Below are 26571 nucleotides of genomic sequence, written 5' to 3'. Positions count from 1 at the left end.
CACGCAGCAGCTGGAGAACCCCATCCTGCTGCGTACCCTGCGCCGCGACATCGCGCGCCTCAAGACGGCGCAGCGCGAGCGTGAACTGAACGGGGGGACCCGCTGATGGCCGCCGAGAACAACCAGGCCGTGGACGCGCAGCAGGACGAGCGCAACCGGCGCAAGACCCGCACGGGCACCATCGTGTCCGACAAGATGGACAAGACGGTGGTGGTGAAGGTGGAGCGCCGGTACGCCCACCCGCTGTACGGCAAGCAGGTGACGCGTACCAAGAAGTACCACGCGCACGACGAGAACAACGAATTCCACGTCGGCGACGTGGTCCGCATCACCGAGACCCGCCCGCTGAGCAAGCTCAAGCGCTGGCGCGTGTCCGAGCTGATCGAGCGGGCCCGCTGACATCGGCGGCCGGCGCGACGGGGGCGGACCATCCGCCCTCCGCCGCGCGCGGCATTGGATAGAGCATAGGGAGCAGACGCAATGCTGCAGCAGGAATCCATCGTACGCATCGCGGACAACTCCGGCGCCAAGAAGGCGCTGGTGATCCGCGTGCTGGGCGGGTCCAAGCGGCGCTACGCCTCGGTTGGCGACCGGATCATCGTGGCCGTAAAGGACGCGCTGCCGGACGGCACCGTAAAGAAGGGCGACGTCGCCAAGGCCGTGGTGGTTCGCACCACCCGCAACGTCCGGCGCAAGGACGGCTCGTACATCCGCTTCGACGAGAACGCGGCCGTCATCATCAACGACGCGGGCGAGCCCCGCGCCACCCGCATCTTCGGGCCCGTTGCCCGCGAACTGCGCGACAAGCGCTACATGAAGATCGTGTCGCTGGCCCCGGAGGTGATCTGATGGCGGGCCTCAAGATTCGCAGCGGTGACCGCGTGATGGTCATCCGCGGCAACCACAAGGGCCAGGAGGGAACCGTCCTCCGCGTGGAGCCCGACAAGAACCGCGTGGTCATCGAGGGCATCAACCGGCGCAAGCGCCACATGAAGCCTTCGCAGACCAACCCCGAGGGCGGCATCGTGGAGTTCGAGGCCCCGGTGCACGCCAGCAACGTGATGCTGATCGATCCCTCCTCCGGCGAGCCCACGCGGGTGCGCCGTCAGGTGGGCGAGAACGGCAAGCGCGAGCGGGTGGCGGTCAGGTCCGGCAAGGTCGTTCCGAAGCACTGAAGGTTCAAGGATCCAGGTTCCCGTGTCCGGTCGCTGAACCAGACACGTGAACCTGGGTACCGGACACGTTTTCCTTAGACTCGCGACCGCCCCGAGGGTCCGCAGGGACGCCGAGGGATACGGAACGGAGACAATCACATGGCTGAGCAGAACGGCGCGGGCAAGCCCCGCCTGCAGACGTACTACGAAGAAACGGTCAAGACCAAGCTGCACCAGGAGTTCGGGTTCAGCAGCTCCATGCAGATCCCCCGCCTGGAAAAGGTGGTGATCAACGTGGGGCTGGGCGAGGCCAGCAAGAATCCCAAGCTGCTCGACGGCGTGGTTTCGGAGCTGGGCCAGATTACCGGCCAGAAGGCCGTGGTCACCAAGGCCAAGCAGGCCATCAGCAACTTCGGCCTGCGCCAAGGCCAGGCGGTGGGCGCGTCGGTTACCCTGCGCCGCGAGCGCATGTGGGAGTTCCTGGACCGCCTGATCAACGTGGCGCTGCCGCGCGTGCGCGACTTTCGCGGCGTGAACACCCGCTCGTTCGACGGGCGCGGCAACTACACGCTGGGCGTCAAGGAGCAGCTGATCTTTCCGGAGATCGACTACGACAAGGTGGATCAGATTCACGGCATGGACATCACCATCGTGACCAGCACCACCAAGGACGACCAGGCGCTGTCGCTGCTGCGCGAGCTGGGGATGCCGTTCCGCGGCGAATCCCCGGTGCAGGCGATGCCCGGCCCGCAGGGCGAGGCGGCGTAAGGAAGAGCAGTATCAAGTGCCGACGTGCCAGGTGCCCAGTGGGGGCAACACTGGGCACCCTGGCACCCGAACCCTGGCACTGGGCACTTACGCTCCGGTGCGGTAGAACTGAACACAGAGACTGACGTCATGGCACGCAAGGCCCTGATCGAGAGGACCAAGAGCAAGCCCAAGTTCGGGGTGCGCGCGTACAACCGCTGCAACCGCTGCGGCCGCCCGCGCGCGTTCCTGCGCAAGTTTGGCCTGTGCCGCATCTGCTTCCGCGAGCAGGCGCTGCGCGGCGAGATCCCGGGCGTGCGCAAGGCGAGCTGGTAAGACGGACGGCAGGGAACCGGGAACAGGGAATGGCCCGTGGGGGCGGTTCCCTGGACCTGTCGTTTCCCTGTCTGCGGGCCCCAGTGCACAAAAGTCCCGAGCGGGGTTAGATTACCCGGCTCAGGAAAGCGATGCACTGGATTTTTGACATCCACCTTCCTCCAAGTCCGGCAGACTGGCCGGATACTGAAGGAGTCACGAGCATGATGACGGACCCGATTGCCGACATGCTCACCCGCATCCGCAACGCGCAGGGCGCGCGCCAGCGGCGGGTGGACATGCCGGTCTCCAAGCTGAAGACGGAGATCGCGCGTCTTCTCAAGGAAAACCACTACATCCACGACTTCAAGCTGCTGGACGACGGCCGCTTCGGCGTGCTGCGCCTGTACCTGAAGTACTACCAGGAAAAGCCGGTCATCCGCGAGCTGCGCCGCATCAGCAAGCCGGGACTGCGCAAGTACGTGGGGGTCGAGGAGATCCCGCGCGTGCGCAACGGCCTGGGCATGGCCATGCTGAGCACCTCGCGCGGGGTGATGACGGACCGCGAGGCGCGCGCCGCCAAGGTGGGCGGCGAAGTCATCGCCTACGTCTGGTAAAGGAGATCAAGATGTCGCGAATCGGAAGAAGGCCGATCTCCGTCCCGGCGGGCGTGGACGTGCAGCTGGACGGCAACACGGTGCGGGTGAAGGGGCCCAAGGGCGAGCTGGTGCGTACGCTTCACGGCGACGTGATCATCCGCCGCGAAGAGGGCGAGCTGCTGGTGGAGCGTCCCAGCGACGATCCCCGCCACCGCTCGCTGCACGGGCTGAGCCGCACCCTGGTGGCCAACATGGTCGAGGGCGTGACCACGGGCTTCACCAAGATCCTGGAGATCGTGGGCGTGGGCTACCGCGCCGAGACCAAGCCCTTTGGGCTTACGCTGCAGCTGGGGTACAGCCACCCCATCGAGTACAAGGCGCCGGAGGGGATCTCCCTTCGCGCGGTGTCGCCCACCGTGGTCGAGGTGAGCGGGACCAACAAGGAGGTCGTGGGCCAGGTTGCGGCCGAGATCCGCAGCCTCCGTCCGCCCGAGCCGTACAAGGGCAAGGGCGTCAAGTACCAGGGCGAGGTGATCCGCCGCAAGGCGGGCAAGGCGGGCGGCAAGTAAGCCGCCCCCTCCCCAACGGCTGATCATCGCATAGTCACCTAAAGGAACCGATGGCTACTTCAAGACGGGTAAAGACGCGGGAGCAGCGCCGGGCGCGCCGCCACCGCCGCGTCCGCGCCAAGGTGCACGGCACCGCGGAGCGTCCGCGCCTGGTCGTTCACCGCTCCATCAACCACGTCGAGGGACAGGTGGTGGACGACGTGTCGGGCCGCACGCTGGTGGGGCTGAGCACGCTGGACGCGGCGCTGCGCGAAAAGCGCGGCGAGATGAACAAGACCGAAGCCAGCCATGCCGCGGGCAAGGCGCTGGCTGAGAAGGCGCGCGAGATGGGCGTCACCAAGGTGGTGTTCGACCGCGGCGGCTACGTGTACCACGGCCGGGTCAAGGCCTTCGCCGAAGGCGCCCGCGAGGGCGGCCTGGACTTCTAAGGAGAGCGACGAATGGCTGAGAGCAGAGGCGGTGGCGCCGGCGGCGGGCGCGGTGGACGCGGGGGCGGCTTCGGCGGCTCGCGGCCCGGCGGGCCCGGGCGCGGCGGATTTGGCGGCGGGCGTGGCGGCGGCGGCGGTGAAGGCCGCGGCGGCGGCGACGACCGCGGCGGGCGTGGCGGCGGCCGCGGCGGACGTGGCGGCGAGCGCCGCGACGGCCAGGGCGGCAACCGCGAGAGCGACCTGAAGGAGAACGTCGTCCACATCAACCGCGTGGCCAAGGTGGTCAAGGGCGGCCGGCGGTTCAGCTTTACCGCGCTTGTCGCCGTGGGCGACCAGGCGGGGAAGGTGGGCATCGGCACCGGCAAGGCCAACGAGGTGTCCGAGGCCGTGCGCAAGGCGATCGACGCGGCGCGCCGGGCGATGGTGAAGGTGCCCGTGCGCAACGGCACGGTGCCCCACGACATCGTGGGCGAGCACGGCGCCGGGCGGGTGCTGCTGCGCCCCGCGGCGGCCGGTACCGGCGTGATCGCGGGCGGCCCGGTGCGCGCGGTGCTGGAGTGCGTGGGCATCCACGACATCCTCACCAAGTCGCTGGGCAGCAACAACCCGTTCAACATGGTGCACGCCACCATGGACGCGCTGACCAGCATGACCACGCGCGAGCAGCTTGCGATGGAGCGCGGGGTGCCCGTGGAGGCACTGGGAGGTGGCCGTGGCTAAGCTCAAGATCACGCAGACCAAGAGCTACAGCGGCGCGCCCGAGAAGCATCGGCGGACGCTGCAGGCGCTGGGGCTCAAGCACCAGCGCTCGGTGCTCCTCGAGGACAACGCGGCCATCCGCGGGATGATCTTTCAGGTCCGCCACATGGTAAAGGTGGAAGAGACCGAAGGGCAGGAGAACAATGGCTGACCTGAGCAACCTGCGCCGGCCGGAGGGGTCGCACCGCGACACCAAGCGGCTGGGGCGCGGTGTCGGAAGCGGCACCGGCAAGACGGCGGGCAAGGGCCACAAGGGCTCCAAGGCCCGCGCCGGCCACCACGGCCCCGGCGGCGGCAAGCCCGGCTACGAGGGCGGCCAGATGCCGCTGCACCGCCGGCTGCCCAAGCGGGGGTTCACCCCGCTGGACCGCACGGAGTACCAGGTGGTGAACCTGTACCAGCTCGAGGCGCTGGAGGGCGACGGGCCCGTGACGCCCGAAAGCCTGAAGGCCAGCGGCCTGATCGGCCACGCCGGCCGCCCGGTGAAGGTTCTGGGCACCGGCGAGCTGACCCGCAAGCTGGACGTATCGGCCCACAAGTTCAGCCAGGCGGCGCGTGACAAGATCGCGGCGCAGGGCGGGACCGTGCAGGAGATCGGCTGACCATGGCCAATCCCGTAGCGACCCTGTGGCGCATCCCCGAGCTGCGGAGCAAGATGCTCTTCACGCTCATGTGCCTGGTTCTGTACCGCATCGGCGCGCACATCACCGCGCCCTGGATCGACGTGGCGGCGCTGCGCGAGTACGCGGGTACGCTGCAGGGCACCGCCTTCGGGATCTACGACATGTTCGTGGGGGGCGGGCTGTCCAGGGCGACGGTGTTCGCCCTGGGCATCATGCCCTACATCAGCGCCAGCATCATGTTCCAGCTGGCGGCGGCGGTGGTGCCGTCGGTGGAAAAGATGCAGAAGGAAGGCGAGGACGGCCGCAAGAAGCTTACCCAGTGGACGCGGTACACCACCGTGCTGCTGGCGATCTTCCAGGCGTACGGCTTTTCGCTGTTCATCGAGACGCAGGTGCCGGGGGCGGTGCAGAACCCGGGGCTGGCGTTCCGCCTGATGATGATCCTGACGCTCACCACGGGCGCGGTGTTCATCATGTGGCTGGGTGAGCAGATCACCGAGCGCGGCATCGGCAACGGGATGAGCCTGCTCATCTTCTTCGGCATCATCGAAGGGCTGCCGGCGGCGCTGTACGAGACGGGCCGCCTGGTGGGTCTGGGCCAGGTGAACCCGATCGCGCTGGTGGTGCTGGCCGCGGCGCTGGCGCTGATCATCGCCGGCACCGTGGCGGTAACGATGGCGGCGCGCAAGATCCCGGTGCAGATCCCGCAGAAGGTGATGGGGCGGGGGCGCATCCGGCAGGGGCAGAAGTCGTTCATCCCGCTGCGCATCAACATGGCGGGCGTCATGCCCATCATCTTCGCGCAGTCGATCATGATCGTTCCCGCGACGCTGGGGCAGTTCAGCGACGCGGGGTGGCTGGACCGCATCTCCGAGACGTTCGCGGTGAACAGCTGGCCCTACTACGTGGCGTTCACGGTCCTGATCGTGTTCTTTACGTACTTCTACACGGCGATCATCTACAACCCGGTGGACATCGCCGAGAACCTGAAGAAGCAGGGCGCCTTTGTTCCGGGTATCAAGCCCGGCGCGCGCACGGCCGAGTACATCGACCGCGTGATGAGCCGCATCTCGCTTCCCGGGGCGCTGTTCCTGGCCGCCATCGCGCTGATCCCCTCGGGGATGCTGACGGCGGCGGGCGTGGGCGGGCTGAGCCAGGTGCTGGGTGGCACCGGCCTGCTCATCTGCGTGGGCGTGGCGCTGGACACCGTTCAGCAGATGCAGCAGCACCTGCTGCTGCGCCGCTACGACGGGTTCATGAAGAAGGGCCGCGTGAAGTTCCGCGGACGGCAGGAGCGGTACATCTAGTTCAAGGGTCGAGTGCCCGGGTTCAGCTGTCCAGACACGTGCTGGATACCTGAACCCCGGCACTGGACACTTTCTTTCTTTAGGTCGGCTACGATTGTTCAGTTGTTTCATCCACGGACCGACGCACAGCGAATCGTTTCAATGGATCTCGTTCTCCTTGGCGCCCCGGGTGCCGGCAAGGGCACTCAGGGCGCTCTGCTTGCCGGCAAGCTGGGCGTCCCCAAGATCGCCACGGGCGACATGCTGCGCGACGCGGTGCGGCAGGGGACCGAGCTGGGGCTCAAGGCCAAGCAGGTGATGGACGCCGGGCAGCTGGTTTCGGACGACATCGTCCTGGGGCTGGTGCGCGAGCGGCTGGCGGGCGACGCGGCCGGGGGCGCCATCTTTGACGGCTACCCGCGCAACGTGGCGCAGGCGCAATCGCTCGAGGGGCTGCTGGGCGAGGCGGGGCGGGGGATCGACGCGGTGGTCTACATCGACGTGGACGACGACTCCATCGTGCGGCGGATGAGCGGGCGGCGGACCGACCCGGAGACGGGCGTGGTCTACCACGTGGAGCACAACCCGGCGCCGGCGGACGTGGCCGGCCGCTGTGTGCAGCGCGAGGACGACCGCGAAGAGACGGTGCGCCGCCGGCTTGAGATCTACCGCGAAAGCACGGCGCCGCTGGTGGAGCACTACCGCCAGGCCGGCGTTCCCGTGCACACCGTGAACGGCGAAGGGTCGATCGACGCGGTGCAGGGCGAGATCCTGGGGCTGCTGGGGCGGTGATCCACCTGAAGTCGGCGGCGGAGATCGACACGATCGCCCGCGCGGGGGCCATCCTGGCCGAGCTGTACCGCCAAATCCCCGCGCAGGTGCGGCCGGGCGTGACCACGGCCGACCTGGACCGCTGGGCGGAGGCGTTCATCCGCAGCCACCCCGGCGCCGAGCCCGCGTTCAAGGGCCTGTACGGCTTTCCCGCGACGCTGTGCACCAGCGTAAACCACGAGGTGGTGCACGGCATTCCGTCCATCCGGCGCGTTCTCAAGGAGGGCGACGTGGTGAGCGTGGACTGCGGGGTCAAGCTGGAGGGCTTTTACGCCGACGCCGCGATCTCCATCCCGCTCGCGCCCGTGGCGCCCGAGGTGGCGGCGCTGCTGGAGCGCACGCAGGCGGCGCTGCACGCGGGGATCGAAGAAGCGCGACCCGGCCGGCGGCTGGGCGACATGGGTGCGGCCATCCAGGCGGTGGCGGACCGCGCCGGCTACGGCGTGGTGCGCGAGCTGGTGGGCCACGGCGTGGGGCGCCAGCCGCACGAGGAGCCGCAGGTGCCCAACTTCGGCACGGCGGGGAAGGGGCTCAAGCTGGTGGAGGGGATGGTGCTGGCCATCGAGCCCATGTTCAACCTGGGCTCGGCGGGTGTTCGCACCCTTCCCGACCGGTGGACGGTGGTGACCGCGGACCGCAAGGTCAGCGCGCACTTCGAGCACACGGTGGCGGTGACGGCGGACGGGCCGCGGATCCTGACCATCTGAGAAGACGGCAGGATCAAGGTTCAAGTGTCCAGTCGGTTCGGGCACACCGGGTAGCACCGAAGAGAAGACGTGTCGATGATCGATGCCGGTCGTTCTTGACACCGAGCACCTGATCCTCGACACAGCAGTTCCGCGGCCTCAGGGGTTGCGGCGAAGTGGATTTCTGGTTAGTTTCTCAGGCTCTGTTCATTCAGGATACAGCGAGGCGAACATGAAGGTCCGCGCGAGCGTAAAGCCGATCTGCGAGCACTGCAAGGTGGTGCGGCGGCGTGGCGTGATCCGTATCATCTGCAAGAAGAACCCGCGCCACAAGCAGCGCCAGGGCTAAACCGCCAGACTCGGCAACAGGAGAACAGCAGGATGGCTCGTATCGCTGGTGTCGACCTTCCGCGCGAGAAGCGCGCGGAGATCGGCCTTACCTACATCTTCGGGATCGGCCGCGCCACGTCGCGCCGCATCCTGGGCGAAGCCGGGATCAACCCCGACACGCGCGTGCACGCCCTCAGCGACGAGGACGTGAACAAGCTGCGCCGCATCATCGACGGCAGCATTCGCGTGGAAGGCGTGCTGCGCTCGGAGATCGCGCGCAACATCAAGCGCCTGATGGACATCGGCTCGTACCGCGGCCTGCGGCACCGCCGTGGCCTTCCGGTTCGCGGCCAGCGCACGCACACCAACGCGCGCACCAAGAAGGGCCCGCGCCGCGCGATCGCCGGCAAGAAGAAGCCGGGCAAGAAGTAAGAGACGTTCCCAGTGCCAGGTGCCCAGTGCCCAGTGGTTCATCCTCTGGGCACTCGGTACTGGCACTGGGTACGTTCTCTTGTGATCGGCGGCTGCGCGAGCGGCCGCCGATGACCACTCCGCCGGAAGTGCCGGCGGGGAGCCGTACCGTAGGCGCGGTAGGCCGCGCACCAACGAAAGAGACGCACGGATGGCTAAGCCGAAGCAGGCGGGGCGCCCCAAGACCAAGCGCCACGTCGAGAGCGAAGGCATCGCCCACGTAAAGGCGACCTTCAACAACACGCTGGTGAGCATCACCGACATGGCCGGCAACTCGGTCGTGTGGGGAAGCGCCGGCAAGGCGGGGTTCAAGGGCTCCAAGAAGAGCACCCCGTTCGCCGCCACCGTGGCGGCCGAGCAGGCCGCCCGCGAGGCGCTGCAGCTGGGCGTGAAGCGCGTGCACGTGTACGTGCAGGGCCCCGGCAGCGGCCGCGAGAGCGCCATCCAGGCGCTGGCCGCCAGCGGCCTGGGCATCCGCAGCATTCGCGACGTGACGCCCATTCCGCACAACGGCTGCCGCCCGCCCAAGAAGCGCCGCGTGTAAGAAAGAAGGGAATAGGGAATAGGGAACAGGGAATAGCGAGACGGAGCCGCTTCGAAGCGGGTGCTGGCTGTTCCCTATTCCCTCTCACCTGTTCCCTGACGTTCTGGCGTAAACCCTCGCGACCGTCGGGGGGACGAAGCCGACGAAGACCATCAACCGACACGGTTAGACCACCATGGCCCGTTATACCGGACCCGTATGCAAGCTCTGCCGCCGCGAGGGGCAGAAGCTGTTTCTGAAGGGCACCAAGTGCTTCACCGAGAAGTGCCCCGTTGAGCGCCGCCCCTACGCCCCCGGCCAGCACGGCCAGACGGGCGGCGGGCGCCGCAAGAAGGCCAGCGAGTACGCCCACCAGCTGCGTGAAAAGCAGAAGGTGAAGCGCATTTACGGCGTGGCCGAGCGTCCGTTCCGCAACCTGTTCGAGAAGGCCGCGCACCAGACGGGCATCACGGGCGAGAACCTGCTGGTGTTCCTGGAGAGCCGCCTGGACAACGTGGTGTACCGCATGGGCTTCGGCAGCAGCCGCAAGGAGGCGCGCCAGCTCATCCGCCACCGCCACGTGCACGTGAACGGCCGTCTGGTGGACGTGCCCAGCGCCCAGGTGGGCCCGGGCGACGAGGTGCGCATCGCGCCCAAGAGCAAGGACATCCTGCCCGTGCAGGCTTCGCTTGCCGCCAAGACCAAGCCCAGCACGGTGGGCTGGCTGGCGGTGGACGAGGGCTCGCGCACCGGCCGGATGGTGAGCCGCCCCACCCGCGCGGACATCCCGCTGGCGGTGAAGGAGCAGCTCATCGTCGAGCTCTACAGCAAGTAAGCGTGAGGAGTGGACCCGACGCGGCGGGGCGCTGAACGGCGCCTCCGCCGCCCGGGTCTTTCCCGCATCCTGTCCACATCGGGGAGGGGACAATAGTGGAACTCGATATTACCGGCCTGCAGATGCCGAACCTGCCGGAGCAGCCGCGCACGGGCCAGATCGTGCTGCGGCCGCTGGAGCGGGGCTTTGGCCACACACTGGGCAACACCATCCGCCGCATCCTGCTGAGCAGCCTTCGGGGCTCGGCGGTGTGGGCGTTCCGCTCCGACGGCGTGCTGCACGAGCACCAGACCGTCGGCGGCGTGGTAGAGGACGTGCACGAGATCATCCGCAACCTGAAGTCGCTGGTGCTGCGGATGGACGAGGACGCCGACGAGGCGGTGCTGGAGCTTCGCGCCAACAAGGCGGGTCCGGTTACCGCGCGCAACATCACGGGGCACCCGTCGGTCGACGTCATCAACCCCGAGCACCACATTCTCGAGCTGCAGGACGACCGCGACCTGCGCATCGAGCTGTACGTAAACAAGGGGCGGGGCTACGTGCCCGCCGAGTCGCACCCCATCCCGCGCGGCATGCCGGCGGACCTGGTGCGGGTGGACGCCATCTACAACCCCGTCACGCGCGCAAACTTCGTCGTCGAGGAGACGCGCGTGGGCCAGCGGACGGACTTTGACCGGCTGGTGCTGGAAGTGGAGACCAACGGCGCCATCGACGTGCCGTCGGCGGTGCAGTACTCCGCGCGGCTGGCCATCGAGCACCTGGCGTTCCTTGCCGGGGGCACGCCGGAGTGGCGCGGCGACCGCAGCTGGGGCGACACGGGCGGCAGCGGCGCTTCGGTGCCGGCGGGCCGCAGCCCGATCCCGCCGCGGCTGCAGGAGCTGCTGAACCGGCCCATCGAGGACCTGGCGGAGCTTTCCGTCCGCAGCCGCAACTCGCTGCAGAAGGAGAACATCCACACGGTCCGCGACCTGGTGCAGCGCACCGAGCAGCAGATGCTTGCCATCGACAACTTCGGCAAGAAGTCGCTGCAGGAGATCAGCGACTTCCTGGCGGGTCACGGCCTGCGCTTTGGCAGCTCGCTTGAGGCGGACGAGGGCGGCACCCTGTGGTGGGTGGTTCGCGAAGATGACAACAACGAGCAGAACGGGGGCGCCGACACCGCGTCCGCCGGGGAGCTGTAAGCCATGAGACACGCTAACAAGGGCCGTGCGCTGGGCCGCACGTCGGAGCACAAGCTGGCCCTGCTCCGGAACATGGCGACCAGCCTGTTCCGCCACGGCCGCATTACCACCACGACCGCCAAGGCCAAGGAGCTTCGTCCGTTCGCGGAAAAGCTGATCACCCTGGCCAAGCGGGGCGACCTGCACAGCAAGCGCCTCGCGGCGCGTCACGTGCAGGACCGCGACACGCTGGTTCAGCTGTTCGACAAGATCGGGCCGGCGGTCGCCACGCGTGCGGGCGGCTACACCCGCATCCTCAAGACGGGCTTTCGCCAGGGCGACGGTGCCGAGACGGCGCTGATCGAGCTGGTGGATCGTCCGGCCGAGACCACGGCCGCGCCCGCCGCCAAGTAAGCGGCGCGGTCCGGATCCGGATACGCAGGAACCCCGCGGCTTCTTTCTGAGAGGCCGCGGGGTTCTTTCGTTTCCGTCCTGCCGTGGCAAGGAATGCGTGGCGGTACATAGGAACAGACAAAAGCCGGAGGAACAGAGGAAACCAAAGCGTCCTCTGTTCCTCTGGCCGTTCTCTGTCCCCCTGAATCTGTGCGGACCCGGTATTCACACAGAGGAGCAGGGGGAACATTGTCCGCTGCTCGGTGCGACCTCTTCTTGTAGTGTCAGCGCGCCGCGGCCCTGGGGGCGCGGGAGAGGGACGGGCTCAGGTTGTAGTCGATGCGGCCGGTGTAGTCGGTGGCGAAGGTCACGTCCACGTTCACGATGTCGCCGAACACCTCGTCGCTCTCGGCGCTGAAGCTGGCGGTGCCCTCGATCCCGCCGCCATCCACCCGGTACAGGTCGATCACGCCGTTCAGCGAGTCGAAGTACTCGCCGGTGTCCATTAGCCGCACCCACGCCGTGATCGGCTGGTTCTGCGCGATGGCGTCACCGATCGAGAAGCGGCCCTCGTAGAACTCGTCGGTGTCGTGGACGATGGTGATCTCGATGTCCTCGGCGTAGTCGGTAAGGACGATGACGTCGTGGAAGCCCGAGACGGAGCTTCCGGACACCGCCTCGCCCTCCAGCCGGCCGCCCAGACTGCCCGCGATCTGACCGTCGAACCGTCCATTCCTGAGGCCACCCGGCCCTGTGAGCCCGTCGCGCCCGCACGCCGCCAGCGACAGGGCCGACACCAGCGCGAGGACGAAAATCGTTAGCAGTTTCACGGTGTTTCTCTCGTTCCGGATCGTTTGATGGAGAGGGGGATGCCCCCTCTCGCGAGCCGTCCGTGCACCGGTGGCTCGATGGAGTGGGGCGCAAGCGGGATACCGGACCGCGGAACGCATGGTCTAACTTCGCCGCGGATGCCTTTCGGCGGGGCGTGTCAGTACGCATCTTGTCGGCATCCGTGATTCGGCTGATGCCGGATCGCAGCGCATCCACGTTCCATCGATCCACATGCCTCCGATTACCCAGGGCCAGATCGTCGCGTTTGGCGGCGGCGGGTTCGCGATGGAGCCCGACAACCCGCTGCTGGACGACTACATCCTTTCGCTTACGGGCAAGGACCGCCCGCGCGTGTGCCTGATCCCCACGGCCAGCGGCGACAACGCGGCGTGGGTGGACCGCTTCTACGAGCTGTTCACCGAAGACCGCTGCGAACCCTCGCACCTGGCGCTTTTCAGCCGCTCCGTCGACGACCTGTACGCGTTCCTGTCCGAGCAGGACGTGATCTACGCCAGCGGCGGCAACACGGTGAACCTGCTGGCCGTCTGGCGCGCGCAGGGGCTGGCGGAGGTGCTGCCGCGCGTGCTGGCGCAGGGGACGATCGCCTGCGGCGTGAGCGCGGGGGCGCTGTGCTGGTTCGAGCGCGGCATCACCGACTCGTACGGGCCGGGGCTCAATCCGCTGGAGAACGGGCTGGGCTTTCTGTCCGGCAGCTTTTGCCCGCACTACGACAGCGACCCGCGCCGGCCGTTCCACTACCCGGAGTACGTGCGGAAGACGGGCGTCGCGGGGACGGCGGTGGAGGATGGGGTGGCGCTGCACTACGTGGATGGACAACTGCGGCACGTCGTCTCCTCCCGTCCCGCGGCGCGGGCGTGGCGCATGACGCCGGAAGGTGAGAGGGTGCGGGTGGAACTCGTGCAGCCGGAGTACCTGGGGGCGAACTCGTAGACCGGCCGGGACGGGTTTGACGTCCGCCGCGCTCCGCGGGCCCTCTCCCCCGGCCGGCCTTTTGCTCGTTCCTCGCAACGGCGGTCAACCCCTCCCCCAACATCGGGGGAGGGGTTGGTGGCGGAGAGTGCGGTACGCTTCGGAGGGAGGCCGGTCGAAGCGGGATCGAATTCTCCCCTCTCCGTGAGGAACGAACGGGGAGGGGCCGGGGGAGGGGCATCCCGCCGACAACGCGATGCCTGTCGAAGCAACCAACTCCGCCACAAACAGAACGGCCGCGCACCCGTGAGGATGCGCGGCCGTTTTGTATTCGTTCGGTCGCGGATGGGCCGACAGCTCCCTTCAGCCTGCCTTGCGGATCTTTCCTGCCGAGATGCAGCTCGTGCAGACACGCACGCGCTTGTGGGTCCCGTTCTCGGTCACGATCCGGGCGGGCTGCAGGTTCGGGCGCCAGACACGCTTGGTACGGTTGTTGGCGTGGCTGACGTTGTTCCCGCTGCGCGGGCCCTTTCCGCAGACGGCGCAAAAAGCCATCGGTGTCTCCTGTAGCCGTATCGATACAAACCCTGCGAAGCCGTGAAATGTATACCCTCGGCGCGGTCTGGTCAACCCGTGCCGGCGAACCGTTTGCGTTGACACCGTTTGCCCCCGCGGCTACGTTTGCAGGCTGTAACGGCCTGCGTACCAGGGCCGCGCACACCGTTCCCCCACGGGCATGAAGACCGCACTGATCACCGGCATCACCGGCCAGGACGGCAGCTACCTGGCCGAGCTGCTGCTGGAGAAGGGCTACAGGGTCTACGGGCTGGTCCGCCGCAGCTCTACCGTCACCTTCGAGCGCATTCAGCACATCCAGCACCGCCTGGAGCTGCTGTCGGCCGACCTGACCGACCAGACCTCGCTCTTCTACGCGCTGGAAGAGTGCAAGCCCGACGAGGTGTACAACCTGGCGGCGCAGTCGTTCGTCCAGACCTCGTGGACGCAGCCGGTGCTTACCGGCGACGTGACGGGGCTGGGCGTTACGCGCATGCTGGAGGCCATCCGCATCTATGACCGCGAGCGCCGCATCCGCTTTTACCAGGCGTCGTCGTCGGAGATGTTCGGCAAGGTGATGGCGGTGCCGCAGGACGAGGACACCCCCTTCTACCCCCGCAGCCCGTACGGCGTGGCCAAGGTCTACGGCCACTGGGCCACCGTCAACTACCGCGAAAGCTACGGGATGTTCGCCGTGAGCGGCATCCTGTTCAACCACGAGTCGCCCCGCCGCGGGCTGGAGTTCGTTACCCGCAAGGTGACCGACGCGGCCGCGCGCATCAAGCTGGGGCTGGCGGACGAGCTGCGGCTGGGCAACCTGGACGCGCAGCGCGACTGGGGCTTTGCCGGCGACTACGTGCGCGCCATGTGGATGATGCTGCAGCACGACCGCCCCGAAGATTTCGTGGTCGCCACCGGCGAAACGCACACGGTGCAGAAGCTGGTGGAGACGGCGTTCAGCGCGGTGGACCTGGACTGGCGGCCGTACGTAAAGCAGGACCCGCGTTTCATGCGTCCGGCGGAGGTGGATCTCCTGGTCGGCGACCCCGCGCGGGCAAAGACGCAGCTGGGGTGGGAGCCCGAGGTGGGCTTTGAGCAGCTGGTGCGGATGATGGTGGACGCCGACCTGGAGCGGCTGCGCGGCGGGCCGCGCGCGGCGCTGGCGGCGGCGGGGTGAAGCCGATGCGCGTCCTGGTGACGGGCGCGGCGGGGTTCGTGGGCTCCTGGCTCGTCCGCGACCTGGTCGGGGACGGGCATTCCGTCTTCGCCGCCGGACAGGCCGGGCACGCCTTTCCCGCGGGCCGCGAAGGGGCGGAGTGGGTGGAGATGGACGTCACCTCGGCCGATTCGGTCGCCGAGGCGGTCGGCCGCGCGGCGCCGGAGGCCGTCTTTCACCTGGCCGGCCAGGCCAGCGTGGGCGACTCGTTCCACGACCCGCTGGGCACGTGGGACGTGAACGCCACCGGGACGCTGCGCATCGCCGCCGCGCTGCCGAAGGGGGCGCGGCTCCTTCTCGTCAGCTCCGCGGAGGCGTACGGGGCGGTGCCCGAGGCGGAGCAGCCGATCGGCGAGGACCGGCCGCTGCGGCCGTGCAACCCGTACGCCGCCAGCAAGGCGGCGGCGGAGATGGCGGCGCTGCAGGCGGGCGAGTCCGGCAGGGTGGAGGTGGTCGTCGCGCGCAGCTTCAACCACACGGGGCCGGGGCAGGACGCCCGCTTTGCGCTGGCCAGCTTTGCGCGGCAGCTGGCCCTGATCCGCGCCGGCGGGGCCGAGCCGGTGCTGCACGTGGGCAACCTGTCCGCGCGGCGCGACCTGCTGGACGTGCGCGACGTGGTGCGCGCCTACGTGCGGCTGATGGAGTCCGGTGCGCCGGGCCGCATCTACAACGTATGCTCGGGAGTCGCCCGGTCGATGCAGGAAGCGGTGGACGAGCTGGTGGAGATCAGCGGCACCCGCGCCCGGCTGGAGGTGGACCCGGAGCGCGTGCGCCCCGTAGACCTGCCCCTTCTCCTGGGCGACAACGCGCGGCTGCGCGGCCTGGGATGGGAGCCGCGCATCCCCTTCCGCGAGACGCTGGCGGACCTGCTGGAGTGGCAGGCGGGGCGGCTGGACACGCGCACCCCGGCGGCCGCGTGACGGGAACCGTCTACCTGGTGGGCGCCGGCCCGGGCGATCCCGGGCTGCTGACGCTGCGCGCCGCGGAGCTGATGGAGCGGGCGGATGTGCTGGTGTACGACGCGCTGGTCAGCCCCGCGATCATGGAGCGCGCCCCGCACGCGGAGCGCGTGTACGTGGGCAAGCGCGGCGGCGAGCACCACCGCACGCAGGAGCAGATCAACGCCATCCTCGTCGACCTGGCCGGAAAGCACCGCACCGTGGTCCGGCTGAAGGGCGGCGACCCGTTCGTCTTTGGGCGGGGCGGGGAAGAGGCGCTGGTGCTGGCGCAGGCGGGGATCCCGTTCGAGATCGTCCCCGGCGTCACGGCGGGGATCGCGGCGCCGGCGTACGCGGGGATCCCCGTGACGCAGCGGGGGATGGCGGCCAGCGTGGCCTTCGTCACCGGGCACGAGGACCCTACGAAGCCGGACACGGACGTGGACTGGGCGCACCTGGCCCGCGGCGTGGGGACGGTGGTGTTCTACATGGGCGTGGGAAAGATGGCGGACAACTTCCGCCGCCTGATGGAACACGGCCGCGCCCCGGACACGCCCGCCGCGGCGATCGAGTGGGGGACGTACCCCCGCCAGCGTACCGTCAGCGGGACGCTGCAGACGCTGCCGGCGATCGCCAGGGAGGCGGGGATCGGTGCGCCGTCGCTGATCGTGGTCGGCGAGGTCGTGGCCCTCCGCGACACGCTGGGGTGGTGGGACCGTCGCCCGCTCTCCGGCCGGCGCATCGTCGTCACCCGCGTGCGGGCGCAGGCGAGCGACTTCGCGGCCGCGCTGGAGGCGCTGGGGGCGGAGGTCGTGCAGTTCCCCGTGATCCGCATCGCCCCGGCGGAAGATCCGGAGCCGCTGCGCGAGGCGGCGAGGCAGGCAGGGACCTTCGACTGGATCGTCTTTACCAGCGCCAACGGGGTGGAGCGGTTCTGGTACGCCCTCGCGGAGCAGAAAAGTGACGCGCGGGCGCTGGGGGGCGTCAGGGTATGCGCCATCGGCCCCGCGACGGCGGCGGAGCTCCAGCGGCGCGGGGTGACGCCGGACCTGGTGCCGGACGAGTTTGTCGCAGAATCGGCGGTTCGCGCGTTGTTAGGCGCGGGCTCCGTCCACGGCGCCCGCATCCTGCTCGCCCGCGCGGCGGTGGCGCGGGCGGTGCTGCCGGATTCGCTGCGGGCCGCGGGAGCGGACGTCATCGACGTCGTCGCCTACACCACGGTGCAGGACGGCAGCGGCGCCGAGCGGGTGCGGGCGATGCTGGACCGCGGCGAGGTGGACGCGGTGACGTTCACCGCCAGCAGCACCGTGAAGAACTTCGTGGAGCTGGTCGGCGCGGAGGTGGGGCGGGCGAAGGTGGCCTCCATTGGCCCCGTGACCTCGGCGACGGCGCGGGAACTGGGGATGCGGGTGGACGTGGAGGCGGCGGAGTACACCACCGCCGGGCTGGTACAGGCGCTCAACCAACTGTTCGTGGCGGGCGGATGAGGGCGGCGCGGGAGGCGCGGAGTTCCGGAACGCCGGATCGCTCCTCTTGGCCCTATCTGTTTACGGACACGATCCGCCGTTCGCGCAGGCGGCGGTGCCGGCGGGTTCCGCCGCTCTCGCGGTGACGGCCCGCGCTCCGGGTGCGCGGACGCGGCGAGGCGGGGACGGATGGAGCGAAACGGCGCTAGACGCGCCGCTCGCCGTCTTCTTTTGAGGCGATCGCCGCCGGGCTCCGGCGGCTGGAGATAAAGGAATGCCCAGCTTTCCGGCTTACCGCGCGCGCCGGCTGCGCCGCTCGGAGCCCATGCGTGCCCTGGTCCGCGAAACCGAGGTGCGGCCGCAGAACCTGGTCCTGCCGCTGTTCGTGGTGGAGGGCGTAGGGGTCCGGCGTCCCGTGGCGTCGATGACGGGGGTGGAGCAGACCTCGGCCGACGAGCTGCTGCGGGATGCGGAAGAGGCGCTGCGGCTGGGGATCCCCGCCGTCCTTCTGTTCGGCATCCCGGACCGGAAGGACGCGGAGGGGACGCAGGGGTACGCGGAGGACGGGGTGGTGCAGCGCGCCGTGCGGCGGCTCAAGACGGAGCTGCCCGAGCTGCTGGTGGTCACCGACGTGTGCCTGTGCGAGTACACCAGCCACGGGCACTGCGGGCTGATCCGCGGCGGCGACGTGGAGAACGACGCCACCGTGGAGCTGCTGGCCCGGATGGCGGTGACGCACGCGGCGGCGGGGGCGGACGTGGTGGCGCCCTCGGACATGATGGACGGCCGGGTGGGCGCCATCCGCGCCGCGCTGGACGGGGCCGGGTTCGCGCAGACGGCGATCCTGTCGTACGCCGTCAAGTACGCCTCCGCCTTCTACGGCCCCTTTCGCGACGCCGCGGGCTCGGCGCCGGAGTTCGGGGACCGGCGCACGGCGCAGATGGACCCCGCCAACGTGCGCGAGGCGCTGCGCGAGGCCCGGCTGGACGTGGAGGAGGGGGCGGACATGGTGATGGTGAAGCCCGCCCTGGCGTACCTGGACGTGATTCACCGGGTGAAGGAGGAAACCGGCTACCCGGTGTGCGCGTACCACGTGAGCGGCGAGTACGCCATGATCGAGGCGGCCGCCCAGCGGGGGTGGATCGACGGGCCCCGCGCGCACCGGGAAGCGCTGACCTCCATCCGGCGCGCGGGCGCGGACATGATCATCAGCTACTGGGCCCGGCAGTTCGCGCGGGGTCTGGAAGGCTGAACCGGAGGGAACGCGCGGCCGGCGGAGACGCGGACCGCGCGCGGGGGAAGGGAAGTGTGTGGACCGTCGGGCACGGTAGCTGCGTCGCCGAATCCGCCGTCCGCTTTTCCCTCCGCCCCGCCCCGGCCACGACGTACCGGGAGGGGGCCGCGGTGCCTCCATTCCGTGCAGTTCATCTTCACGTCATTCGGATGCTTCGACTTCTCCTGCGCCTTCGGCGGCCCGTGGTCCTTCTGCTGCACCTGCTGCTGGTGCCGCTGGGGTACTACATGGCCTTTGCCCTGCGCTTCGACTTTCGCCCCCCCGAACGGCACATCGACCTGTTCTGGCGCACGGTGCCGTACCTGATGGTGCTGCGCATGGCGTCGTTCGCCATCTTTGGCCTGTTCCACGGCTGGTGGCGGCACGTGGGGATGCGCGACCTGATCGACCTGGTGCGCGCCACCACGCTCAGCTCGGTGCTGCTGGTGGTGGCCCTGTTCATGACCGGCGACCTGACCAGCGCGGCGTCGGCGCAGCGGGGGGTGGAGATGCTTCCCCGCTCGGTGCTGGTGCTTGACTGGATCACGGCGCTGGTGCTGTTTGGCGGGCTGCGCTTCGGGGTGCGCGCCTTCCGCGAGGAGCGGCTGCTTCCCTGGCGCGCGCGCCGCGGCAAGCGGGCGCTCATCATCGGCGCGGGGACGGCGGCGGAGCGGCTGCTGCGCGAAACGCAGCGCGAGGGCGAGTCGGAGATCTGCCCGGTGGCGATGGTAGACGACGACGTCACCAAGCGCGGGATGCGGCTGCACGGCGTGCCGGTGGTGGGCACCTCGCGCGACCTGAAGTCGCTGGTGGCCAGCAACGGCATCAAGCTGCTGGTGATCGCCATCCCCAGCGCGACGCGGCAGGAGATGCGCGACATCGTGGAGGCGTGCCTGGAAACGGGGGTGGACTTCAAGATCGTCCCCTCGGTGCGCGAGCTGCTGGACGGCCGCGCCCGGCTGGGCGAACTGCGCAAGGTGCAGATCGAGGACCTGCTGGGGCGCGACGCCATCGACCTGGGGGTGGAAGGCCCGCGCGGCGACCTGGAGGGGCGCACGGTGATGGTGACGGGCGGCGCTGGCAGCATCGGCTCGGAGCTGGCGCGGCAGGTGGCGGGGTTCGGGCCGCGGCGGCTGCTGGTGCTGGACCAGGCCGAAAGCCCGCTCTACTTCACCAACATCGAGCTGCGCGCGGCGCACCCGGAGCTGGAGATCATCCCCATCATCGCCGACGTGACGGACGCGGCGCGGATGGAAAGCGTGTTCGCGCGGCACCGGCCGGACTTCGTGTTTCACGCGGCGGCGTACAAGCACGTGCCGCTGATGGAGGACAACCCGGTCGAGGCGGTGCGCAACAACGTGATCGGCACGCTTACGGTGTCGCAGGCGGCGGCGCGCTACGGGGCGGAAAAGTTCGTCCTGATCTCCACCGACAAGGCGGTGTACCCCAGCAGCGTGATGGGCGCCACCAAGCGGCTGGCGGAGCAGATCGTCCTGGGGTGGCCGGCGCTGCGGACCGCGGACACCGACTTTCGCGCGGTGCGCTTTGGCAACGTGCTGGGCTCGGACGGCAGCGTGATCCCCGTCTTCAAGCGGCAGCTGGCGGCGGGCAAGCCGATCACGGTGACGCACCCCGAGGTGACCCGCTACTTCATGACCATCCCCGAGGCGGTGCAGCTGGTGCTGCAGGCGGCGGCGCTTCCCGACGCGCAGGGCCGCATCTGCATGCTGGAGATGGGCGAGCCGGTGCGCATCGTGGAGCTGGCCGAGAACCTGATCCGCCTGTCGGGGCTGGAGCCGTACACCGACGTGCCCATCGTCTTTACCGGGCTGCGGCCGGGCGAAAAGCTGCACGAGGAGCTGATGGAGGCGCGCGAGGCCACGGTGCCCACGGCCATCAGCAAGGTGCGGGTGGTGCAGACGGTGGAGCCGGAGCCCGACGCGCTGACCTCGGGGCTGGACCGGCTGGCGGCGGCGGCGGCGGTGGGGAGCGCCGAGGACATCCTGGACGCCATCCGCGGGCTGGTGCCGGAGTGCGTTCCGCCGCTGCGGCAGCGCGGCGTGCTGGCCGCGGACGGCGACTGACGGGTTGCCCGCCCGCGGAGCGCGCTTTACCTTCGGCGCCGCGCGTGCGCGCAGACGAACGCACGAAACCGCGGGACCCACGGAGTACGAAGGTGCCTGGCCGCGCGATGGCGGAGCGGATTGGAGGGGGACGCCGGTGGACGTAGAGGCGGTGGTGGGCACCCCCGCGCGGCGGGCGCACCGGAACGGTCCGGCGGCGCGGCTGGCGGGGCTTCTGCTGCTGGCGCTGGCCGCGCGCGGCGGCGGCCTGGCCGCGCAGACGGCGGATGCACCGGGCGCGGACCCGGGCGCCGGGGCAACGGAGGCGCGCGGCGGCCATGCCCCGCACGGGGACCAGGCGTCGCCGCTGCTGCCGCCGGCGCACTGGGCGGTGCGCGCGGCGGAGCGGGCGCAGGCGCTGGGGATCGCCGGCGACTACCTGCCCCCGCAGGACGCGGTGGAGCGTGGCGTGGTGCTGGACGCGCTGGAGCACGCGGCGGCCGCGGCGCCGGCGCGCTCGCCCCGGCTGGCGGCGCTGGCCCGCGGATGGCTGGCGCGCTTTCGCGAGGAGTTTCCCGCGTACGGCGAAGACGCCGCCGGCGACGCGCTTCTCGTTCCCGCCAACGGCCACCTGGCGGCGGGGTTCGTGGACGAGCGCGGGCGATGGTCCCCCGCCGCGGGCTACCAGGTGACGCGCGGCCAGCCGCAGCCGGTGCCCGGCATCTCCACGCCGCGGCTGGAGCTGGCCGCGGCGGTGCGCGCGGGCCGGCACGCGGCCGGGTGGGTCCAGGGCCGCTGGGACGAAGGCGGGGCCGACGTGGCGCGCTGGGAGGCGGTGGCCCAGGCGGGGCCGCTGGCCCTTTCCGCCGGCAAGCAGCCCGTTTCGTACGGCTGGGGCGAAGGGGGCGGCGTGGTGCTGTCGTCCACGCTGCTGCCGCGGGTGGAGGCGCGCACCGTCCGGCCGCTGCGTCCGGGCGGCGTGCTGCGCTGGGCGGGCGGGATCTCCGCCCACACCTTCGCCAGCCGGCTGGGCGGGCCGCGCCACCCGGACCAGCCGTGGCTGTGGGGCGCCCGCGTGTCGTTTCAGCCGCACGGCCGCGTGTCGTTCGCCGTGAACCGCGCCTCCATCTTTGGCGGCGACGAAGCGGTGACGATCGACAAGCTGCTGGGGATGGCGGTGGGGGTCATCCGCGGCACCACGTTCGAAAACCAGGTGCTCTCGTTCGAAGGGCGCTGGCGGCTGCCGACGGAGGCGGTGATCCCCGCCACGCTGTACCTGGAATGGGGCGCGGACGACGGGGCGGGCGCGCTGGACGAGCTTCCCGCGCGCGTGGCCGGCATCTTCTTCCCCGCGCTTCCCGGGGCGCCGGAGGTGGGGGCGGGGGTGGAGTACGCGCACTTCAAGGTGGCGTGCTGCGGCCACGGGCCCTGGTACCTGAACTCCAGCCACCCGGGCAACTGGGCGCGCGGCAGCCGGCCGCTGGGGCACCCGCTGGGCGGTGAGGGGTGGGAGGCGGCGGCGTACGCCCGCGCCGACGTGCTGGATGCCCGGCTGCGGCTGCAGCTGCGCGGCTTTGCCCGGCACCGCAGCGACGAAAGCCTGATCCCCGTAACCGGCGGCAACCTGTACACGCCGGGCCGGGAAGGACGCGCGGCGGGGTTCACGGCCCGCGGCGCCTGGCGCCTGACGCCGCACACGGAGCTGCGCGCGTCCGCCTTTGGCGAGGCGGGGGACGGGTGGAGCGAGCGGGGGATGGACGTGGCGGTGTCGCTCTTCTTCTGACATCGGTTTTCAGCTTGCCGTGCGGCGGAACGGGCGGACCGGTGCGGCGGAGAGAAGAGAAGAGAAGCGTACGCGGATGACGGATGCGCGCCTTGATGGGCGTGCTCTCCCCCTCCGCGTGCTGCGCCTTTCGCGTCACCACTGTTCGGAATGCGCCGCCGACCGGGGAAGTTTGGTAGAAGAGGCGCCGCCGGGCCGCCGCGGAGCGGGTGCCCTCCGGGAACCCGCCGCACCGCCGGGGATGCGTGCGGAACGCCGCGGCGCCATGCAGTCCACCCTCGAACCGTGCCGATGCCGTCCAGTCCGTCTTCCGCTTTCGCCGGGACCCGTGATGCCGGTGCTCCGGAAGACGTGGACGCGGCACGCTCCGCGCCCGCTCCGGCCCGGGTGTGCGTGGCCACGCTGGCGGACTACTACCTGCCGGGATACCTGGGCGGAGGCGCGCTGCGCACCCTGGCCAACATGGCGGACCAGCTGGCGGACGGGCTGGAGCTGCGGGTGATCACCCGCGACCGGGACCTGGGGGTGGCGGAGCCGTACCCCGGCCTTGTGCCCGGCGCGTGGGCCTGGGTGCAGGGCACGCCGGTGCGGTACCTGGCGCCGGAGGAGCTTACGCTGGCGGGGGTCGCGCACGCCGTGCGCGAGGCGCGGCCGCAGGTACTGTACCTGAACAGCTGCTTTTCGCCCGCGTTTACCCTGGTTCCGCTCCTGCTGCGCCGGCTGCGGCGGATTCCGCGGGTGCCGGTGGTGGTCGCGCCGCGGGGCGAGCTGTCGGAGGGGGCGCTCTCGCTCAAGCGGACCAAGAAGGTGGCGTTTCTGCGCGCCGCGCGGGCGGCGGGGCTGTACCGGGACGTGCTGTGGCAGGCGTCGTCGGAGCTGGAGGCGGCGGAGGTGCGCCGCTGGTTTGGCGCGGGGGCGCGGGTGGCGGTCGCGGGCGACCTGCGCGAGCGCCCGCCCGCGCCGCGGCCCCCCGCGCCCAAGCGCCCGGGCGAGCTGCGCGCGGCCTTTCTCTCCCGCATCACGGGAAAGAAGAACCTGGCGGGCGCGCTGGAGATGCTGGCCGGGGTGCGGGGGGAGGTGCGCTTTACCGTCTACGGCCCCGTCGAGGACGAGGCGTACTGGGACGAGTGCCGCGCGCGGATGGCCGCGCTGCCGCCGAACGTGCGGGTGGAGTACGCGGGGCCGCTGCGCCCCGACGGGGTGGCGGACGCGCTGGCGGCGCACCACCTGCTGCTGTTTCCCACGCTGGGCGAGAACTTTGGCCACGTGATCCTGGAGGCACTGGTGGCCGGGTTGCCCGTGCTGACCAGCGACCGCACGCCGTGGCACGGGCTGCAGGACGCGGGCGCGGGGTGGACGGTGCCGCTGGAGGATCCGGCGCGGTTCCGCGAGCTGCTGCAGGCGTACGCCGGCGCCGGGATGGACGAGCATGCGCGCCGTTCGGCCGCGGCGCGCGCGTACGGCGAGGCGGTGGCGCGCGACGAGGCCGTGCTCGAGGCCAACCGGGCGCTCTTTCGCCGCGCGGCGGGCCAGGAAGCACCGTAGAGGACGGCCCGCGCCGCGCGCGCCGCGGGCCCATGACACCAACCGGACCGCCGCCCGCCGCAGGGCGTGGCGGCGTTTCCCCATTGTGAGTTGCCGATGAAGCAGGTCCTGCAGCACGTGCGCTCCGGAAAGCTGGAGCTGGCCGAGGTGCCCGAGCCGGCGCCCCGCGCGGGCGGCGTGGTGGTGCGCAACGCCGCGTCGCTCATCAGCGCCGGCACCGAAAAGATGATCATCGACTTCGCCGGCAAGTCGCTGCTGGGCAAGGCCCGCGAGCGGCCCGACCTGGTGCGGCAGGTGGTGGACAAGGTGCGCAAGGACGGCCTGGGCCCCACCATGCAGACGGTGATGAGCCGCCTGGACCAGCCCATGGCGCTTGGCTATTCGTGCGCCGGGGTGGTGGAGTCCGCCGGCCGCGGCGCGCCGGAGTTCCAGGCGGGCGACCGCGTGGCGTGCGCGGGGATGGGATACGCGTCGCACGCCGGCGCCGTCTTTGTCCCCCGCAACCTGACCGTCGCCATCCCCGACGGCGTGAGCTTCGAGGACGCCAGCTACGTCACGCTGGGCGCCATCGCGCTGCAGGGCGTGCGCGTGGCCGAGCCGCGGCTGGGCGAGACGGTGGCCGTCATCGGCCTGGGCCTGCTGGGGCAGCTGACCGTGCAGATCCTGCGCGCGGCGGGGTGCCGCGTCGTCGGCATCGACCTGGACCCCTCCAAGGTGCAGCTGGCGCGCGAGATGGGCGCCGAGCTGGCCGTGCTGCGGACGGACGACGTGCACGGCGCCGTCGAGGCGTTTACCGGCGGCGTGGGCGCCGACAGCGTGATCGTCACGGCGGCGGCCGACAGCAACGACCCGATCGAGCTGGCGGGCGAGCTGTGCCGCGACAGGGGGATCGTGTCGATGGTGGGCGCGGTGAAGATGGACATCCCCCGCAAGGTGTACTACGACAAGGAGCTGGCGCTGCGCCTGTCGCGCTCGTACGGCCCCGGGCGCTACGACCCGGAGTACGAAGAGGGGGGCCGCGACTACCCGATCAGCTACGTGCGCTGGACGGAGCGGCGCAACATGCAGGAGTTCCTGCGCCTGGTGGCCGCGGGGCAGGTGACGCCGTCGCGGCTCACCTCGCACCGCTTTGACCTGAGCGAGGCCGAGCGCGCCTACGCCATCGTCACGGGCGAGGACAAGCAGCCGTTCCTGGGCGTGATCCTCACCTACCCGGAGGAATCCTCCGCCGGCAGCCGCACGGTGCAGCTGCGGGCCCCGGCGCCGGCGGGAAAGATCGGCCTGGGGGTGATCGGCGCGGGGAACTTCGCCAAGGCCGTGCTCCTGCCGCGCATCGCGAAGGCGGGCGTGGACCTGGTGGGCGTGGCGACGGCGACGGGGGCCAGCGCCAGGACGACGGGTGACAAGTTCGGCTTCGGGTACTGCACCACGGACACGGACAAGCTGCTGGCGGACCCCGCGGTGCACGCGGTGGTGATCGCCACGCGCCACGGCTCGCACGCGTGGATGACGGCGCAGGCGCTGCGCGCGGGCAAGGCCGTCTTTGTGGAAAAGCCGCTGGCGCTGGACGAGGACGGGTTGCGGCAGGTGCTGGAGGCGCAGGCCGAGACCGGCGGCGTGCTGGCGGTGGGCTTCAACCGCCGCTTTTCGCCGCTGGTGGAGCAGCTGAAGCAGGCGTTTGCCCCCGGCGCGCCGCTGGCGATGACCTACCGCGTCAACGCGGGGCCGATCCCGGCGAACACCTGGATCCACGACCCCGAGCAGGGGGGCGGCCGCATCATCGGCGAGGTGTGCCACTTCGTGGACCTGATCCAGCACGTGGCGGACGACGAGGTGGCGGAGGTGTTCGCCTTCAACGCGGGCGGGCACGGCTCCGGGCTGCACGACGTGGTCACGATCTCCCTGCGCCTGCGCGGCGGATCGGTGGCGTCCATCAACTACTTCGCCAACGGCGACCGGTCGTATCCCAAGGAGCGCCTGGAGGTGTTCGGCGGGGGCGCCATCGCCGTGCTGGACGACTTCCGCGAGCTGACGGTGAGCCGCGGCGGCAAGCGCAAGGCGGTCAAGAAGCTCTCGCAGGACAAGGGGTTCGACGAGGAGATCGCCGCCTTTCTGGCCGCGGTCAGGTCCGGCACTCCCCCAATCCCCCTGGCCTCGCTGGTGGCGACCACGCGCGCCACGTTCGCCATGGAGGAGTCGCTGCGCACGGGGCGGCCCGTGGAGGTGCCGGCGTGATCCGGCGGCGCGCAGCCGGCCAGGACG

At 70.4% G+C, this 26571-nt stretch carries 32 protein-coding genes; 30 read left to right on the top strand and 2 right to left on the bottom strand.

The window, feature by feature from the left end; translation table 11 throughout:
- The first annotated feature begins 10 nt into the window (after window positions 1-10).
- The 21 genes from rpmC to rplQ all read left to right on the top strand — a co-directional run bounded on the left by rpmC (window position 11) and on the right by rplQ (window position 11730).
- Entirely contained in the window at window positions 11-106 is a 96-nt protein-coding gene (gene rpmC, locus ACOJUJ_RS24740; RefSeq protein ID WP_420129601.1) for a 50S ribosomal protein L29, read from the top strand.
- Window positions 106-399: a 30S ribosomal protein S17 gene (gene rpsQ, locus ACOJUJ_RS24735; RefSeq protein WP_420129599.1), complete on the top strand. Its 294-nt coding sequence runs from the start codon at window positions 106-108 to the stop codon at window positions 397-399. Before rpmC ends, rpsQ begins: the two co-directional genes overlap by 1 nt.
- Window positions 400-480: 81 nt before the next feature.
- Window positions 481-849 (top strand): 50S ribosomal protein L14, encoded by a 369-nt coding sequence (rplN, locus tag ACOJUJ_RS24730; protein ID WP_420129598.1) that lies wholly within the window; start codon window positions 481-483, stop codon window positions 847-849.
- Entirely contained in the window at window positions 849-1175 is a 327-nt protein-coding gene (rplX, locus tag ACOJUJ_RS24725; RefSeq protein WP_420129597.1) for a 50S ribosomal protein L24, read from the top strand. The genes rplN and rplX overlap by 1 nt, the downstream gene beginning before the upstream one ends.
- 138 nt (window positions 1176-1313) lie before the next feature.
- On the top strand, window positions 1314-1922 hold the full coding sequence (gene rplE, locus ACOJUJ_RS24720) for a 50S ribosomal protein L5 (RefSeq protein ID WP_420129596.1): 609 nt from the start codon (window positions 1314-1316) through the stop codon (window positions 1920-1922).
- Window positions 1923-2051: 129 nt separating this feature from the next.
- On the top strand, window positions 2052-2237 hold the full coding sequence (locus ACOJUJ_RS24715) for a type Z 30S ribosomal protein S14 (RefSeq protein WP_420129595.1): 186 nt from the start codon (window positions 2052-2054) through the stop codon (window positions 2235-2237).
- A 203-nt stretch (window positions 2238-2440) separates the two neighbouring features.
- A complete protein-coding gene (rpsH, locus tag ACOJUJ_RS24710; RefSeq protein WP_420129594.1) occupies window positions 2441-2833 on the top strand; it encodes a 30S ribosomal protein S8 in 393 nt (130 codons plus the stop codon).
- An 11-nt stretch (window positions 2834-2844) separates the two neighbouring features.
- Window positions 2845-3384, top strand: a complete 540-nt coding sequence (rplF, locus tag ACOJUJ_RS24705) for a 50S ribosomal protein L6 (RefSeq protein ID WP_420129593.1) — start codon at window positions 2845-2847, stop codon at window positions 3382-3384.
- A gap of 50 nt (window positions 3385-3434) precedes the next feature.
- Window positions 3435-3812, top strand: coding sequence for a 50S ribosomal protein L18 (gene rplR / locus ACOJUJ_RS24700; RefSeq protein WP_420129592.1), 378 nt, complete (start codon window positions 3435-3437; stop codon window positions 3810-3812).
- Between the two features lie 12 nt (window positions 3813-3824).
- Window positions 3825-4532 carry a 30S ribosomal protein S5 gene (gene rpsE, locus ACOJUJ_RS24695; protein WP_420129591.1) on the top strand — a complete coding sequence of 236 codons (708 nt, stop codon included), beginning with the start codon at window positions 3825-3827 and terminating at the stop codon, window positions 4530-4532.
- The gene (rpmD, locus tag ACOJUJ_RS24690) at window positions 4525-4722 is read left to right on the top strand and encodes a 50S ribosomal protein L30 (protein WP_420129590.1); all 198 of its coding nucleotides are present in this window, start codon (window positions 4525-4527) and stop codon (window positions 4720-4722) included. The genes rpsE and rpmD overlap by 8 nt, the downstream gene beginning before the upstream one ends.
- Window positions 4715-5173: a 50S ribosomal protein L15 gene (gene rplO / locus ACOJUJ_RS24685; RefSeq protein ID WP_420129589.1), complete on the top strand. Its 459-nt coding sequence runs from the start codon at window positions 4715-4717 to the stop codon at window positions 5171-5173. The genes rpmD and rplO overlap by 8 nt, the downstream gene beginning before the upstream one ends.
- Window positions 5174-5175: 2 nt before the next feature.
- Window positions 5176-6501 carry a preprotein translocase subunit SecY gene (gene secY, locus ACOJUJ_RS24680; RefSeq protein WP_420129588.1) on the top strand — a complete coding sequence of 442 codons (1326 nt, stop codon included), beginning with the start codon at window positions 5176-5178 and terminating at the stop codon, window positions 6499-6501.
- 141 nt (window positions 6502-6642) lie between these two features.
- Complete coding sequence (locus tag ACOJUJ_RS24675) at window positions 6643-7272, top strand: adenylate kinase (RefSeq protein WP_420129587.1); 630 nt, start codon at window positions 6643-6645, stop codon at window positions 7270-7272.
- Window positions 7269-8018, top strand: coding sequence for a type I methionyl aminopeptidase (gene map / locus ACOJUJ_RS24670; protein WP_420129586.1), 750 nt, complete (start codon window positions 7269-7271; stop codon window positions 8016-8018). The genes ACOJUJ_RS24675 and map overlap by 4 nt, the downstream gene beginning before the upstream one ends.
- Window positions 8019-8229: 211 nt before the next feature.
- The gene (rpmJ, locus tag ACOJUJ_RS24665) at window positions 8230-8346 is read left to right on the top strand and encodes a 50S ribosomal protein L36 (protein ID WP_325311953.1); all 117 of its coding nucleotides are present in this window, start codon (window positions 8230-8232) and stop codon (window positions 8344-8346) included.
- A gap of 32 nt (window positions 8347-8378) precedes the next feature.
- Window positions 8379-8759, top strand: a complete 381-nt coding sequence (gene rpsM, locus ACOJUJ_RS24660) for a 30S ribosomal protein S13 (protein ID WP_420129585.1) — start codon at window positions 8379-8381, stop codon at window positions 8757-8759.
- Window positions 8760-8949: 190 nt separating this feature from the next.
- Window positions 8950-9342, top strand: a complete 393-nt coding sequence (gene rpsK / locus ACOJUJ_RS24655; protein ID WP_420129584.1) for a 30S ribosomal protein S11 — start codon at window positions 8950-8952, stop codon at window positions 9340-9342.
- 175 nt (window positions 9343-9517) lie between these two features.
- A complete protein-coding gene (gene rpsD / locus ACOJUJ_RS24650) occupies window positions 9518-10156 on the top strand; it encodes a 30S ribosomal protein S4 (RefSeq protein WP_420129583.1) in 639 nt (212 codons plus the stop codon).
- 95 nt (window positions 10157-10251) lie between these two features.
- Window positions 10252-11337, top strand: a complete 1086-nt coding sequence (locus ACOJUJ_RS24645) for a DNA-directed RNA polymerase subunit alpha (RefSeq protein ID WP_420129582.1) — start codon at window positions 10252-10254, stop codon at window positions 11335-11337.
- Window positions 11338-11340: 3 nt separating this feature from the next.
- The gene (rplQ, locus tag ACOJUJ_RS24640) at window positions 11341-11730 is read left to right on the top strand and encodes a 50S ribosomal protein L17 (protein ID WP_420129581.1); all 390 of its coding nucleotides are present in this window, start codon (window positions 11341-11343) and stop codon (window positions 11728-11730) included.
- Between the two features lie 263 nt (window positions 11731-11993).
- Here the strand turns inward: rplQ and ACOJUJ_RS24635 are convergent, their stop codons facing one another.
- Window positions 11994-12539 carry a hypothetical protein gene (locus ACOJUJ_RS24635; protein ID WP_420129580.1) on the bottom strand — a complete coding sequence of 182 codons (546 nt, stop codon included), beginning with the start codon at window positions 12537-12539 and terminating at the stop codon, window positions 11994-11996.
- Between the two features lie 232 nt (window positions 12540-12771).
- On the opposite strand from ACOJUJ_RS24635, the gene ACOJUJ_RS24630 reads away from it, so the two are divergent.
- Entirely contained in the window at window positions 12772-13491 is a 720-nt protein-coding gene (locus ACOJUJ_RS24630) for a Type 1 glutamine amidotransferase-like domain-containing protein (RefSeq protein ID WP_420129579.1), read from the top strand.
- 342 nt (window positions 13492-13833) lie between these two features.
- Here ACOJUJ_RS24630 and rpmB read toward each other — a convergent pair whose 3' ends face one another.
- Window positions 13834-14025: a 50S ribosomal protein L28 gene (rpmB, locus tag ACOJUJ_RS24625; RefSeq protein WP_420129578.1), complete on the bottom strand. Its 192-nt coding sequence runs from the start codon at window positions 14023-14025 to the stop codon at window positions 13834-13836.
- A gap of 181 nt (window positions 14026-14206) precedes the next feature.
- Between rpmB and gmd the strand changes: the two genes are divergently transcribed.
- From gmd to ACOJUJ_RS24585, 8 genes are all read left to right on the top strand, one after another.
- Complete coding sequence (gene gmd, locus ACOJUJ_RS24620) at window positions 14207-15202, top strand: GDP-mannose 4,6-dehydratase (RefSeq protein ID WP_420129577.1); 996 nt, start codon at window positions 14207-14209, stop codon at window positions 15200-15202.
- A 5-nt stretch (window positions 15203-15207) separates the two neighbouring features.
- A complete protein-coding gene (locus ACOJUJ_RS24615; protein WP_420129600.1) occupies window positions 15208-16161 on the top strand; it encodes a GDP-mannose 4,6-dehydratase in 954 nt (317 codons plus the stop codon).
- Window positions 16158-17666 carry a uroporphyrinogen-III C-methyltransferase gene (gene cobA, locus ACOJUJ_RS24610; RefSeq protein ID WP_420129576.1) on the top strand — a complete coding sequence of 503 codons (1509 nt, stop codon included), beginning with the start codon at window positions 16158-16160 and terminating at the stop codon, window positions 17664-17666. Before ACOJUJ_RS24615 ends, cobA begins: the two co-directional genes overlap by 4 nt.
- Before the next feature lie 253 nt (window positions 17667-17919).
- A complete protein-coding gene (hemB, locus tag ACOJUJ_RS24605) occupies window positions 17920-18897 on the top strand; it encodes a porphobilinogen synthase (RefSeq protein ID WP_420129575.1) in 978 nt (325 codons plus the stop codon).
- Between the two features lie 191 nt (window positions 18898-19088).
- Complete coding sequence (locus ACOJUJ_RS24600; protein ID WP_420129574.1) at window positions 19089-21002, top strand: polysaccharide biosynthesis protein; 1914 nt, start codon at window positions 19089-19091, stop codon at window positions 21000-21002.
- A 136-nt stretch (window positions 21003-21138) separates the two neighbouring features.
- Window positions 21139-22764 (top strand): capsule assembly Wzi family protein, encoded by a 1626-nt coding sequence (locus tag ACOJUJ_RS24595; protein ID WP_420129573.1) that lies wholly within the window; start codon window positions 21139-21141, stop codon window positions 22762-22764.
- Window positions 22765-23115: 351 nt separating this feature from the next.
- The gene (locus ACOJUJ_RS24590; RefSeq protein WP_420129572.1) at window positions 23116-24309 is read left to right on the top strand and encodes a glycosyltransferase; all 1194 of its coding nucleotides are present in this window, start codon (window positions 23116-23118) and stop codon (window positions 24307-24309) included.
- A 96-nt stretch (window positions 24310-24405) separates the two neighbouring features.
- Window positions 24406-26544, top strand: coding sequence for a bi-domain-containing oxidoreductase (locus tag ACOJUJ_RS24585; RefSeq protein ID WP_420129571.1), 2139 nt, complete (start codon window positions 24406-24408; stop codon window positions 26542-26544).
- Window positions 26545-26571 lie beyond the last annotated feature (27 nt).

Origin of the sequence: Longimicrobium sp. (assembly GCF_048594345.1) — a bacterium.
GTDB lineage: Bacteria > Gemmatimonadota > Gemmatimonadetes > Longimicrobiales > Longimicrobiaceae > Longimicrobium.
This window is presented reverse-complemented; position numbering and strand designations above follow the sequence as displayed.